This is a genomic window from uncultured Microbacterium sp. (genome assembly GCF_913776565.1).
GTDB lineage: Bacteria > Actinomycetota > Actinomycetes > Actinomycetales > Microbacteriaceae > Microbacterium.
The window spans coordinates 1-11,109 of record NZ_CAJYPF010000188.1; the positions used below are offsets into that span (position 1 = coordinate 1).

Annotated in this window: 12 protein-coding genes and 1 riboswitch; of the genes, 3 read left to right on the top strand and 9 right to left on the bottom strand. The window is 72.2% G+C overall.

Annotation, left to right across the window (positions count from 1 at the left end):
• The 4 genes from QZ433_RS10445 to QZ433_RS10460 all read right to left on the bottom strand — a co-directional run.
• On the bottom strand, positions 1-371 hold a 371-nt coding region (locus QZ433_RS10445), incomplete at its 3' end, for a DNA-formamidopyrimidine glycosylase family protein (protein WP_295782969.1).
• A gap of 2 nt (positions 372-373) precedes the next feature.
• On the bottom strand, positions 374-1,855 hold the full coding sequence (locus tag QZ433_RS10450) for an NAD(P)/FAD-dependent oxidoreductase (protein WP_295782973.1): 1,482 nt from the start codon (positions 1,853-1,855) through the stop codon (positions 374-376).
• Positions 1,852-2,355: an SRPBCC family protein gene (locus QZ433_RS10455; RefSeq protein WP_295782976.1), complete on the bottom strand. Its 504-nt coding sequence runs from the start codon at positions 2,353-2,355 to the stop codon at positions 1,852-1,854. Before QZ433_RS10455 ends, QZ433_RS10450 begins: the two co-directional genes overlap by 4 nt.
• Positions 2,356-2,530: 175 nt before the next feature.
• Positions 2,531-3,730 (bottom strand): ATP-binding protein, encoded by a 1,200-nt coding sequence (locus tag QZ433_RS10460; RefSeq protein WP_295782979.1) that lies wholly within the window; start codon positions 3,728-3,730, stop codon positions 2,531-2,533.
• Between the two features lie 115 nt (positions 3,731-3,845).
• On the opposite strand from QZ433_RS10460, the gene QZ433_RS10465 reads away from it, so the two are divergent.
• On the top strand, positions 3,846-4,103 hold the full coding sequence (locus QZ433_RS10465) for a hypothetical protein (protein ID WP_295782982.1): 258 nt from the start codon (positions 3,846-3,848) through the stop codon (positions 4,101-4,103).
• A 66-nt stretch (positions 4,104-4,169) separates the two neighbouring features.
• On the opposite strand, the gene QZ433_RS10470 is transcribed toward QZ433_RS10465, so the two are convergent.
• The 5 genes from QZ433_RS10470 to QZ433_RS10490 all read right to left on the bottom strand — a co-directional run bounded on the left by QZ433_RS10470 (position 4,170) and on the right by QZ433_RS10490 (position 8,667).
• The gene (locus QZ433_RS10470) at positions 4,170-5,486 is read right to left on the bottom strand and encodes a hypothetical protein (protein WP_295782987.1); all 1,317 of its coding nucleotides are present in this window, start codon (positions 5,484-5,486) and stop codon (positions 4,170-4,172) included.
• 129 nt (positions 5,487-5,615) lie between these two features.
• Positions 5,616-5,939 carry a multidrug efflux SMR transporter gene (locus QZ433_RS10475; RefSeq protein ID WP_295782990.1) on the bottom strand — a complete coding sequence of 108 codons (324 nt, stop codon included), beginning with the start codon at positions 5,937-5,939 and terminating at the stop codon, positions 5,616-5,618.
• A gap of 10 nt (positions 5,940-5,949) precedes the next feature.
• Positions 5,950-6,014: riboswitch (guanidine-III (ykkC-III) riboswitch) on the bottom strand.
• Positions 6,015-6,191: 177 nt separating this feature from the next.
• Positions 6,192-7,052, bottom strand: a complete 861-nt coding sequence (locus QZ433_RS10480) for a CPBP family intramembrane glutamic endopeptidase (RefSeq protein WP_295782992.1) — start codon at positions 7,050-7,052, stop codon at positions 6,192-6,194.
• The gene (trmB, locus tag QZ433_RS10485; protein WP_295783000.1) at positions 7,049-7,774 is read right to left on the bottom strand and encodes a tRNA (guanosine(46)-N7)-methyltransferase TrmB; all 726 of its coding nucleotides are present in this window, start codon (positions 7,772-7,774) and stop codon (positions 7,049-7,051) included. Before trmB ends, QZ433_RS10480 begins: the two co-directional genes overlap by 4 nt.
• A 59-nt stretch (positions 7,775-7,833) precedes the next feature.
• Positions 7,834-8,667 carry a DUF3097 domain-containing protein gene (locus QZ433_RS10490; protein ID WP_295782995.1) on the bottom strand — a complete coding sequence of 278 codons (834 nt, stop codon included), beginning with the start codon at positions 8,665-8,667 and terminating at the stop codon, positions 7,834-7,836.
• 124 nt (positions 8,668-8,791) lie between these two features.
• Here QZ433_RS10490 and QZ433_RS10495 point away from each other — a divergent pair, with 124 nt between their 5' ends.
• A complete protein-coding gene (locus QZ433_RS10495) occupies positions 8,792-10,882 on the top strand; it encodes a TPM domain-containing protein (protein ID WP_295782997.1) in 2,091 nt (696 codons plus the stop codon).
• Between the two features lie 92 nt (positions 10,883-10,974).
• On the top strand, positions 10,975-11,109 hold a 135-nt coding region (locus tag QZ433_RS10500), incomplete at its 3' end, for a PspA/IM30 family protein (protein WP_295783001.1).

Here is an 11,109-nt window from a genome sequence, read left to right on the forward strand (position 1 = left end):
CTGCCCACGGCACGAGAGATCGACGCCGTGGGCAGCAGCTCCACCACCGGGAGGTCGATGCCCCACACCTCGCGTCCGTCCCCCAGGCGCATCCGCACGCGCGCCTGATCGCGCACCGCCGTCGGCAGGCGCCGACCCGGTCGCGTGATCGTCCACCTGCCCTGCATGCGCAGGTGCGTGTGCAGGGTGCGGCCGTCGTCGAAACGGGTGAGCAGGTGTTTTCCATGCGTGTCGTAGGCGGTGATCGTGGCCCCGGCGAGAGAGCGACCGGCGGCGTTGCCGGAGCGCAGCTCGCCGTCCACCACGACCGCGCCGCGAGTGGCGGCATCCAATCGGCGTCGCAGGCGGAAGACGCTGTCACCCTCGGGCACGCTCAGCGCACCGGGGTGAAGAGCTGGTCGTCGCGGGGAGCGAGACCCGGGCGCAGACGGGTGCCGAACTCGTGGCGCAGCGCGCTGAGGGCGGCCTGCCATCCCGCGAGACCGTGCACCCCCGGGCCGGGGCTCGTCGACGAGGAGCACAGGTAGACACCCCGCATCGGGGTGCGCCACGGGTCGGGACTGTAGACGGGGCGACCGAGCAGCTGTGTGAGGGTGGGCGCACCGGCCGAGATGTCTCCCCCGGGGAAGTTGGGGTTCCACGCCGCGATGTCGACGGCCGTGCGCGAGCACGACGCCAGCACCGTGTCGCGGAACCCGGGGGCGAAGCGCTCGATCTGGCGTACCACCGCCTCTTCGCGATCGGCGGGACTGCCGGCGGGCACGTGCGTGTACGCCCAGAGCACGTGCCGACCGTCGGGGGCACGGGTGGGGTCGAACAGCGTCGGCTGCGCGGCCAGCACGTACGGCGCATCGGGCAGGTGCCCACGGTTGACCGCGTTCTCGGCCGCCGCGATCTCGGCGCGTGTTCCGCCGATGTGGACGGTTCCCGAGCGGGCCACGTCCGGGTCGACCCACGGCACGGGTTCCGACAGCGCGAAGTCGACCTTGGCGACGCCGCCGCCGTAGCGGAACCGCTCCATCGTGCGACGGTAGGCCGACGGCATCCTCTCCCCCGCCAGGCGGATCATCGTGCGCGGGTTCGTGTCGAGCAGCACCGCGCGGGCGGGAGGGAGTTCGTCGAGCGAGGTCACCTCGACGCCCGCGTGCAGCACACCGCCGTGCGCGCGGATGTCGTCGATCATCGCGTCGGCGATCGACTGACTGCCGCCGACCGGGATGGGCCAGCCCCGGCCATGACCGTAGGTGGCGAGCACCAGACCCGCCCCGCCCGCGGCCAGACTCGGCTGGTGCAGGATCGTGTGCGCGGAGACACCGGTGATCATGCTCGGGGCGACCTCGTCGCGGAAACGCGCGTTCCACCAGGGTCCCCCCTGCTCGATCGCGCGCAGACCGAAGAACACGGCCGCGAGGGGGTCGCCCGGGATGCGCAGCAGAGCGTTGCCGGTGAAGTCCGCGACACCGCGCAGGTGCGTCACGAGGGGCCTCATGAGGCGCTCGTAGGCGGGTCCGTCGACGCCCAGGCCCTCGGCCGTGCGCGACAGATCGCGCCAGGCGAGGCCCGCGCGCCCCCCGTCGAGAGGGTGCGCGTACGACACCTCGGGGACGACGAACGGCACGCGGCGGTCGAGGCCGAACTCGCGGAAGAACCACGACTCCAGCGCGAGCGGGTGCACCGCCGAACCGACGTCGTGGCGGAAGCCGGGCAGCGTCAGCTCGGCCGTCGCGGCGGCCCCGCCGAACTGCGCGGAGCGCTCGTAGACCGCGACCGCGAGCCCGGAGCGCGCGAGGGTGACAGCCGCCGCCAGGCCGTTGGGCCCCGACCCGACGACGATCGCGTCGTAGCTCTCGCTCATCGCGGCACGGGCTCCTTCTCGGCGGTCGAGGCATGACCGACCGCAGCGGCACCGCCGGTGATACCGGGCGCCCCTCCCTCGGCGAGGTAGGCGAGGCGGTGCAGCGTCTCGGCGTTGCGCCACCGGGTGATGGCGTCGAAGACGGTGTCGGGCAGGATCCTGGTGGGTCCGGTCACGGGCTCCTCCTGGATGCGCACGACGCACGCGTCGCCGCGCGGCTTCACGTCGACCGCCACGCGGGCGACGCCGATCGGGCCGCCGTGCGGCTCGAGCACGGCACGGCGGGGTGGATCCCACACCCGCATCACCGTGGTGTCGTTCACGAGCAGGGGCCACGAACCGAACGAGTGGTGCAGGGTCGCGCCCTCGGCGGGCCAGTCCTCGCCCACGTCGCGCATGCGCGAGGTGCCCACCACCCACAGCGGGTAGAGCCAGCCGTTCTCGAGAACGCGGAACACGTCGTCGGGGGTGCAGTGCATCAGGCGGACGTTGCGGGCCATGCGCCGATCCTCCCCGTCGAAGAGGTGCGGAGGGATGCCGCGAGAAACCGCCTCGACCCCGCCCACGCTACGGTCCCCCACCGACACCCGTCGCGGAGGTTGCGCCCCGGCGCGCGTCCGGGTATCGCGGAGCCGCCGCGCTCGGCCGGACCGGCGACGAGCCGCGGCCCCGCGGTCACGCCGCCGCGGCACCCCGCTGACGCTCGCCCGCGGGAAGGACGAACCACGCACGCGTGCCGCCGGCGGGCGAGACGTCCAAGCCGATCGAACCGCCGTGCGCGTCGACGATGCGACGGCAGGTGGCCAGGCCGATGCCGATCCCCTGCACATCCGCCCCGTGGCTGCGCTGCATCGGCTCGAACACGCGCTCGCGCATGTCCGCGTCGACCGCGTCGCCGTTGTCATCCACCGCGATGCGCCAGCCGTCGCGCAGCACCTCGACGCTCACGCGCACGTCGGGGACGCGATCGGCGGCCACCGTGAACTTCACGGCGTTCGCGATGAGGTTCTGCAGCAGCACCCGCAACAGGGTCTCATCGGCGCGGACGAAGGTCTCGGCATCCACCGTCACCGTGGCGCCCGTGGCGACGAGGGCGCCGTCGAGATCCTCGAGCACGGCGTCCACGGTCTCGGCCACATCGACCTCGCCGAGGTGCGGCCGCGTGCCCCCCATACGCGCGAAATCGAGGAGGTCGGCGACCATCGCCGTCATGCGTCCGGCCGCGGCTTCGGCGCGGGCGAGGGAATGCGCCGCCCGCGGCGCCGCCGCCATCTCGGGGCTGTCGGCGGCGAGCTCGAGGAAGCCCGTCAGCGCGGTGAGGGGGTTGCGCAGGTCGTGGCTGACCTGGGCCGCGAAGCTCTCGAGCTGCGCGTTGGATTCGACGAGGTCGCGCTGCACGCGCCGGAGCTCCAGGACGTCGATGACCTGGTGGGCGAGCAGATCCAGGGCGCGGCTGCTGTCATCCGAGAGCTCTCCGACCTCGTCGTCGAAGACGCAGAGCGTGCCGATCGCCACCCCGTCGGGGGTGATGAGCGGGCTCGAGGCGTAGAACCGGACGTTCGCGACTTCACCGGTAACGAACGCGTTGGCCGCGAAGCGCGCGTCCAGACGCGCATCGGGGACGACGACCCGACCGGGGTTCACGATGACCGCGGCGCACATCGAGTCCTCGCGCGAGCACGTGGCCGCCTGGATGCCGACCGCGGCGACCTGATGCTGCATACGGTCGTCGATGATGTTGATGACCGCCGTCGGCACGTCGCAGACGGTCGCCGCGAGCTCGACGAGACCCTGCAAGTCCGGCTCGGGCGGCTCGCCCACGAGTCGATACTGCGCGATGGCCTCGCGCCTGGTCACATCGTGTGCGGTCGACACATCTCCCCCTGCGGTCGTTCTCCCCGGCGACGAGCCTAGCGCCCGACGGTTACACCGTTGCGACCGGATCGGGAAGGGGCTCGCGCGCACCGACCTGCCGGCGAAGAGTCGACGCATGAGCACCCCGACCCCCGCCCCCGGATCCCCCACCGAACCGACCGCGCCCACGCCCGCGGAACCCACGGCACCCACGCCCGCCGAACCGACGATCCCCCTCACGCCCGACACGCAGCCCGGTCCGGCGTCGCACGATGACGGCGGCGCGTTCGCCCGAGAGCAGAGCGACGCCGTCGGCTCGGCCGAGCTGGACGCCGACAACGCCGTCGAGCAGGACGTGATCGACGCCGTCGACCCCGGCGGATCCCCGGACTGATCACCCCTCAGGACGCAGAAAGGGCGGTGCCGATCGGCACCGCCCTTTCGCGCGTTCACGGACGGATCACGGGTTCCCGCGGGTCCACAGCAGCAGAATGGCCACGAGCTGCAGCACCACGCACCCCGTGAGGATCGCGACGCGACGGCGCGGCGTCGACGACCACCGCTCGTCACCCAGCAGCGGAGCCATGGGCATGAGCAGGCGGAAGGTGCTCTGCTGCGGCAGGAAGACCGCGAGGATGTAGACGCCGTAGCTGAAGCCGTAGGCCACCACCATGAGGCCGAGCTTTCGGACGGGACGCGACCACATCAGGGCGAGGAAGCCGACGATCAGCGCGACCACGAGCACGACGCCCACGACGCCCAAGTGCGTGGCGGCCTGCCGGAACCACGGGGTGAAGGGCGTGAACTCGTCGTTGCCGACGTAGTCGAGCCACCAGCCGAGCTCGGTGCGGATGTAGGCGTTGTGCGTGCCGGTGACGTACTGCGCGATGTGGTTCCACGACAGACCGGCCACCGCGATCGTCAGGCCCGAGGCCATGAGCGATGCCCACTCGCGCACCGGGAAGGGGTCGACCTTGCGGCGGAAGAAGCGCACGAGGAAGACGATGCCGAGCGCGAGACCCAGGGCCAGGACGCCCGGACGCGTGTACGCGGTGATCAAACCGATCGGCAGGATCCACAGGTAGCGCCGTTTGATCGCGAGCAGCATGCCGGCGAACATCAGCAGCATGAACAGGCCCTCGCTGTAGCCAATGACGAAGAGGAACGACATCGGGGCGAACGAGAAGAACACCATGCCCCACCAGGCCGGCTGCGGTCTGGTGACGGTGCGCAGCAGCACGAAGAGGAGCCAGGTCGCCCCCAGGCTCGCGCCCAGGCTCAGCAGGACCGCCACCGGCTGCCAGCCCAGCCCCGTCGCCCCCGAGACCACGCGCACGAGCGTGGGGAACACCGGCAGGAACGCCCAGTTGTTCGGGAGGATGTCGCCCGACACGTTCATCGGCAGCGACATCGGGTAGCCCTGCGCCGCGATCTGGCCGTAGCGGTCGGCATCCCACCCCGTGAGGTAGTCGAAGAAGGTGCCGAGGCGCTCACTGTCGGGGCCGAAACCCCAGCGGGCGGCCTTGGCCACCGAGTAGAAGCCCCACAGCAGACCGAAGTTCACCACGCGCGCGATCGCCCACAGCGCCAGCACCTTGACGAAGGTCCCGCGCTCGATGGGGACGACGCCCTCGGGGGCCCGCAGCACGTCTGCGCCGTACTGGCGCAGAGCCCGTCCGACGCGAGAATCACGCAGACGGTCGAGACGTCGCGACGGACGCCCGATGACCCTCGACGGTTGGGTCGGGGTGACAAGCTCGCTCGGCGGTGCGCTCACTCGGAACCTTTCACGAAGAAGATGTGGGCGAGTGACGACGGTGTCGGGCCCGGACAAGTGCAGTTGGGGTGGATCGTACCGGATGAAACCGAGCGTTCCATCCGGTTGACTTCCGGCGGAATCCCCTGGTCAGTGGGCGTCGCCGACGATCTTCAGGCCGATGACGCAGCCCACCAGCCCCAGGATCAGCAGGACTTTCACCACCGAGATCGCCTCGGTGCCCGAGATCATTCCCACCACGACGGTCAGCGCGGCCCCGATCCCCACCCAGATGGCGTAGGCGGTGCCGGTCGGGATCTCGCGCATCGCGTACGCGAGCCCTGCCATCGAGGCGACCAGCGCGACGCCGAACACGACGCTCGGCCACAGTTTGGTGAATCCCTCGGAACGGCCCAGGGCCGTGGCCCAGACGGCTTCGAGGACACCCGAGACGATGAGGACGATCCACGACATGGCAGTGCTCCCTGGCCAGTCTTGTCGCAGTCCGGGTACTGATCCCTCGTCCGGGGACGCGGAAGGCGTCCATGGCTCAGCGTAGCGGTCGCACCTGGGCAGGCCCCGAGCAGCCCGCCCTGCTCCCCCGCCCTCGATAAACGTTCTGCCTGTCGAGACACGGCGGCGCGCCGCGTGTCTCGACAGGATCAGCGTTTATCGGGGAGGGACGCGGCGTCGGCGAGGACGGACGCGGGATGACGGCATCCGGGATCAGATCAGGAAGAGGGATGCCGCGCCCGGATTGTGCGCGTGCACGAGGACCCCGAAGACCACGGCGTCGAAGAGCAGGTGCACCGTCACGATGTACCAGAGCGACCGGGTCTTCAGGAAGAGGAAGCCCTGCACGATGGCGAACGGGATGGTCAGCAGCGGCCCCCACGCCTGATAGCCGAGCTCCCACAGGAACGACACGAAGACGATCGCCTGCAGAAGGTTGGCGGTGAGGTCGGGGAAGTGCCGGCGCAGCAGCACGAAGACCGTGCAGATGAAGAACAGCTCGTCCCAGATGCCGACCGCGCCGACGCCCACGAACAGACGCGCGATGAGGTCGGGAGTGGTCACCGCGGGCCAGTTCGTGTAGACGCCCGAGGTGATGAAGTAGAACGGCAGGATCAGGTAGCCGAGCACGATGACGCCGGCCAGCCACGCCCACTGCCACCACGTCCAGCGTCCGCCGCCGCGCCAGGGGAACGAGATCGCGCGATCCCGGTAGACGAAGCGCGAGATCACGTACGGCACGACGACCGCCCCGCCGAGAGCGAGCGTGAACCGCACGAAGGCCGCGTCGTCGAGCTCGGCCTGAAGCGGGATGAGACTGACGATGAACTGACCCGCGGCGATCAGCGACACGTCGCGGGCGATGCTCGGCTCGGCCCCGCGGGCGAGGGCGACCCCGTTGCGCCGGTCGACGAGGACAGCGGATGCCACGGCGACGGCGAGCAGGATCCAGCCGGCCCAGACGACCTGGACGACGAACAGCACCGGGGCGGCGAGGCACACCGCGAGCGCCGGGATGAGCTTCGGCGTCCACGTGGAACGCTCGCGCACCGGCACCGCGGCGTGCGCGGTCACGGCGAGACCCGGGTGTACGTCAGGTCGCGGATGTCGCGGCCGACGCGCAGACCCTTGCGCTCGAAGGCCGTGAGGACACGTCCGTCGAAGCGCTCGGCCCACTCCCCCGCGAACGCCCGCTCGAAGCCGGGGGCGGCATCGAGGACGTCGCGCATCTGATCGGCGTAGTCCTGCCAGTCGGTCGCGAGGCGCAGGATGCCGCCGGGGCGGAGCGCCTGCGCGGCGATGCGCGCGAAGTCGGGGGCGACGAGACGGCGCTTGGTGTGCTTGTTCTTGTGCCAGGGGTCGGGGAAGAACACCCACAGTTCGTCGACGGATGCCGCGGGCAGCAGGTGCTCGAGCGCCTCCGGCGCGTTCGCCTCGACCAGGCGCAGGTTCTTCACGCCCTCGCGATCGGCGTCGAGCATCGTTCGGGCCAGGCCCGCGGTGAACACCTCCACCGCGAGGAAGTCGGTCTCGGGCGCGGCCTGGGCGGCCGACACGATCTGGTGCCCCTGACCGGAGCCGATCTCCACGACGAGCCGGGCCGAGCGGCCGTACACGGCCCCGGGGTCGATCGCGGATCCGGCCTTCACGCTCGTCGCGGCCGCGGCGCGCTCGACCGGCAGCAGGTAGAACGGCGAGAGCTCGGCCCAGGCGCGGTCCTGCGCCTCGGACATGCGGCCGCTGCGCCGGACGAACGACACCGGCTTGTCGCGGAACACGGGGGCGGCGGCATCCATGTCCTCCAGGGTATTCGGCTGCCCCTCGGGGGTGTGCCGCACGGGCACCTTGCGGCCGCTCACGGGACGGTCACGAAGTCGATGAGCTCCTCGACGCGGCCGAGCAGGGCCGGTTCGAGGTCGCGGAAGGTCGTGACCTTCGACAGGATGTGCTGCCACGCGCGGGCGGTGTCGGCCTGCTCCTCGGCGGGCCAGCCGAGGGCGCGGCAGACGCCGACCTTCCACTCGATGCCGCGGGGCACCTCGGGCCACGCGGCGATGCCGAGCGCACGGGGCGTGACGCACTGCCACACGTCGACGAAGGGGTGGCCGACGATGCGCACGTGCGCACCGTGGCGGCCGCGCGCGATCTTCTCGGCGATGCGCGACTCCTTCGAGTTCGGCACCAGGTGATCCACCAGGACGCCGTAGCGGCGCTCGGCGGTGGGGGGCTCGGCATCCAGCTTCTCTTCGAGCAGGTCGACGCCCTCGAGGAACTCGACCACGACGCCCTCGGCGCGCAGGTCCGCACCCCAGACCTTCTCGACGAGCTCGGCGTCGTGCTTGCCCTCGACGAAGATCCGGCTCGCGCGGGCGGTGCGGGCGCGCTGGTCTTCCGCCGCGAAGGATCCGGATGCCGTGCGGGTGCGCCCCTTCGCGGCGGCGGCGGGAGCGGTCAGCACCACCGGGGCCCCGTCGACGAGGAAGCCGCCGCCCAGCGGGAACAGGCGCGTCTTGCCGAAGCGGTCCTCGAGCTCGACGTTCATGCCGTCCACGCGGGTCACCGCGCCGACGAAGCCGTCGCCGACGACCTCGACCACGAGATCCGCGGATGCCGCCACGGGGGCGGGCTTCTTGCGGCCGGCGTCGCGCCAGCCACGCGCGAGCACGTCGGTGCCGTAGCGGTCGTCCATCGTGTACCTCCGAACGTCAGAGCCTAGGCGGCGCGCCGGCGCGTCCGCCCGGGGCGCGCCGCTCCTACCCCCGTGTCGACGGTCGTGCATAGGGTGGAGGACACCCGGCGCCGAAGGAGGATGGATGCGACACCCGAGGGTGGCACGAGCGATCACGACGGCGGTGGTCGCCGCGGCCGGGGTGCTGGTCTCGCCGTGGAGCGCGGCCGCCGTCGCTCCCCCGACGCTGGGCTCGAGCTACGTGCTCGATCAGGCCGGGGTCCTCACCGACGCACAAGAGGCCGAGGTGCAGTCCCGCCTCATCACCCTGGGCGACCAGACGGGGCTCGACCTGTGGGTGGTGTACGTCGACGGGTTCACCGATCCGCCCGCCGCCGAGGACTGGGCCAACGAGACCGCGAACCGCAACAACCTCGGTCCGCACCAGTACCTGCTCGCGGTGGCGATCGAGGGCGACGCGTTCTCGTTCTACCTCTCCGGCGATGTCGACGACGGCGAGCTCACGGCCGCACAGCTGACCTCGATCGAGCAGGACCGCGTGCAACCCGCCCTCGAGGCCGGCGACGACGCCGGGGCAGCGATCGCCGCCGCCGACGGCATCCGTACCGCGCACGCTCAGTCGGGCGGCAATCAGCCGGCCCCGCCGCCGACCCCGGCCACGCAGCCCGGTCCCGCCCTGGGGCCGATCGTGCTGGTGGGCCTGCTGCTCGCGGCCATCGCCGCCGCACTCGTGTGGCTCGCCCTGCGACGACGGCGCCGCACGACCGCGGGCACCGGAGGGGACCAGGCCGAGAGCATCGACGAGCTGTCGCGGCGCGCCGGCTCCGCGCTCGTCGCCACGGACGACGCCATCAAGACCAGCGAGCAGGAGCTCGGCTTCGCCCGTGCGCAGTTCGGCGACGACGCCGCGGTCCCCTTCACCGAGGTGCTCGCGCGGGCCAAGACCGACCTCGACCGCGCGTTCTCGCTCCAGCAGCAGCTCGACGACGACCAGCCCGAGACCGACGAGCAGCGCCGCGCCGCCTACGTCGAGATCCTGCGCCTGTGCGCCGGCATCGATGAGTCCCTGGATGCCAAGGCCGAAGCCTTCGACGAGCTGCGCGCCCTCGAAGCCGACGCCCCGACCGCCCTGACGGCCCTGGCCGCGCGGCGCAGCGAGGTCGCGTCCACCGTCACCGGCGCCGACGCCGAGCTCGACGCCCTGCGCGAGCGCTACACCGAGGACGCTCTCGCACCGGTCGCCGACAACCCGGCGCAGGCGCGGACCCGCATGGAACTCGCCGCCCATCAAGAAGCCGAGGCCGACGCGGCCCTGGCGGCGGGCCGGACCGGCGAGGCGGCCGTGGCGATCCGCGCCGCCCAAACCGCCCTGGCCCAGGCCGAGGCGCTGCGAACCGCCATCACGGCCCGCGGCGCCGATCTCGACCGGGCGAAGGAGCGCGCTGCGGCCCTCGTCGCCGAGCTCGAGGGCGACCTCGCGACCGCGGCCGAGCTGCCCGACGCGGACGGTCGGGTCGCCGGGGCGATCGCGTCCACGCGCACGCAGCTCGACGCCGGCCGCGCCGCACTGTCGGGCGCGCGCACCGACCCGCTGGGCGCGGCCGACACGCTGCAGCAGGCGAACGCCACGATCGACGCCGTTCTCGCCGAGGCGCGCGACGCGGCCGAGCGTCGTCGGCGCGCCGAGACGCAGCTCGACGCGACGCTCGCCCAGGCTCGCGCGAAGGTGCGTGCGACCGAGGACTTCATCGCCGCCCGGCGCGGTGCCGTCGGCGCCACCGCGCGCACCCGTCTGGCCGAGGCCGGGTCCGCCCTCGTGCAGGCGGAGCAGCTGCGCGCGGACGACCCCGAAGGCGCTCTCGCCCTCGCCCAGCGCGCCGCCGGACTCGCCGACCAGGCCGCGTCCGCCGCGCAGAGCGACGTCGGGTCGTTCGGCGGCGGCGGAGGAGGCGGTGACCTGATGGGGGCCATCCTCGGCGGGATCGCCGTCAACACCCTGCTCGGCGGAGGCTCCGGCCGACGCGGTGGCTTCGGCGGCGGTGGTCTCGGAGGCCTGGGTGGCTTCGGGGCCGGCGTCGGCGGAGGTGCTTCCCGCGGGGGCGGCTTCGGCGGAGGCTTCTCGGGCGGGGGCGGTCGCTCGCGCAGCGGAGGCGGAGGCGGCTTCTCGGGCGGCGGCCGCAGCCGCGCCGGAGGGGGACGCGGGGGACGCCGCTGATCCACCCCTCGCGCCCGCACCGGTCCATCACAGACAATTCGTAGCAACCGCCACCAGACTCGACACCGTCGCTTCCCGGAAGGAACACCCGCATGGCCAAGCAGTCCATCTTCGGTCGCATCTCGACCCTCGTCCGCGCGAACGTCAACGCGCTCCTCGACCAGGCCGAGGACCCGCAGAAGATGCTCGACCAGCTCGTCCGCGACTACTCCAACTCGATCGCCGAC

Coding starts and splice junctions, on each gene's coding strand:
- QZ433_RS10450 (WP_295782973.1), bottom strand. CDS start 1,855: ATGAGCGAGAGCTACGACGCGATCGTCGTCGGGTCGGGGCCCAACGGC.
- QZ433_RS10455 (WP_295782976.1), bottom strand. CDS start 2,355: ATGGCCCGCAACGTCCGCCTGATGCACTGCACCCCCGACGACGTGTTC.
- QZ433_RS10465 (WP_295782982.1), top strand. CDS start 3,846: ATGAGCACCCCGACCCCCGCCCCCGGATCCCCCACCGAACCGACCGCG.
- QZ433_RS10475 (WP_295782990.1), bottom strand. CDS start 5,939: ATGTCGTGGATCGTCCTCATCGTCTCGGGTGTCCTCGAAGCCGTCTGG.
- trmB (WP_295783000.1), bottom strand. CDS start 7,774: ATGGATGCCGCCGCCCCCGTGTTCCGCGACAAGCCGGTGTCGTTCGTC.
- QZ433_RS10490 (WP_295782995.1), bottom strand. CDS start 8,667: ATGGACGACCGCTACGGCACCGACGTGCTCGCGCGTGGCTGGCGCGAC.
- QZ433_RS10495 (WP_295782997.1), top strand. CDS start 8,792: ATGCGACACCCGAGGGTGGCACGAGCGATCACGACGGCGGTGGTCGCC.